Below are 1,340 nucleotides of genomic sequence, written 5' to 3'. Positions count from 1 at the left end.
AGATTCTCTTCCAATTCCCGGTTTATAATTCGTATCAATTTTGCCAGTTCCTAAGTTGTTTGCTTTAGTGAAAACATCATCACTCAATTTTCTGGCAATATTGATAGAATCCAGTTTTCCTTGAAATCTTTGATTTTCGGATTCAAGAAATTTGATTTGTTTTGAAGAATCATCTAGTTTTAGAATTAAACTAGTGTTTTTGTCAGTTAAATCTTGAATTTTTTGTTTTAACTGAAGGACTTCCTTTTCTAAGGTATCTTTTATTTCAGATGAAATAACAGATTGATTTTTTATTTCTAAGTCCCTTTTTTGTTTTAGAGCTTCATTTAATTGTTCTAGGATGTGATTATTTTCTTCAGATTTTCGTTCAATGTCTCTTTCAAGTTTGTCTCTAGTCCTTGTTGATTCTCCAAATCTGAGTTGCAAGGTTTGTAATTCAGATTTGTAGATATCAGATTTGACTATTGTGTCATGATATAGTTTGAGATCAGCTTTTAGACTGTTCTCAATCTTAGTCATGTGGGACTCAAATGGTGTTTTTGAAAGACCGAGTTCTGAGATCATAGACCATACCTGATCGATGACATATGGAGCTCTTGTGGTTGGTTCATTGTCAGCCATGAAGCAGAAGTTTGACTGAGCTGGTTCAGTGTCGGTTTCATCATCAGAAGTTGGCCAGTATTCCACGCTAGGTTCGTGGAATGCCATCAAAGCTTTTTGCTTTGCTTTCTGTTCTTGTTTCTTCAGCTCTTCGGCTTTTTGAGCATAGTAAGCTGAGTCTTTGACCTTGATTTTGGCTCGACAATCTCGGGCATAATGATTTAGTCCTTTGCATTTGTGACAAATGATTACGTCATCATCATCATCGTTATTGTCAGCCTTTTGGCTCTTAACGGGTGGTCTTTCAGATGTTTGAGTTTGTTTCTGTTGAGATGGTTTTGAATGATTTTGCTGAAATCCAGAACTTTGGTTATTATAAGAGTTGTTATTATTTTGAAAACCGCGATTCTGAAAGTTTTGTCCAAAAGTGGATCTTTGTTGAAAGTTTGGTCTGAAGTTATGATGTGGCAAAAATCTTTTGAGATTAGTGTTTGCTACCAAAGCACACAATTGTTGGTAATCAGCTTCATTATTTGGATCAGACAAGTCACAAGAATTACTTGAAAAAGCTTGGTTTTGATTTAAATCAATTTGACTTTGATCATGAAAATGTGTTTGGTTTTGAGAGGATGTTGACAACAGAGCAAGTGGTCCTCCAAAAGAAGTAGACGTTGGTGGGTCAATCGAGGATTCATACGATTGTAATTCTCCGTACAGATTGTACAAAGATTCAGTATGAA

1 protein-coding gene is annotated in these 1,340 nt (G+C 35.1%); it reads right to left on the bottom strand.

Annotated elements, in window-relative coordinates; genetic code table 11:
- The coding region (locus HX793_RS32125; protein ID WP_178905601.1) for a coiled-coil domain-containing protein at positions 1 to 1,340 on the bottom strand (1,340 nt) is incomplete at both ends.

This window comes from Pseudomonas reactans, from assembly GCF_013387025.1.
GTDB lineage: Bacteria > Pseudomonadota > Gammaproteobacteria > Pseudomonadales > Pseudomonadaceae > Aquipseudomonas > Aquipseudomonas reactans.
This window is presented reverse-complemented; position numbering and strand designations above follow the sequence as displayed.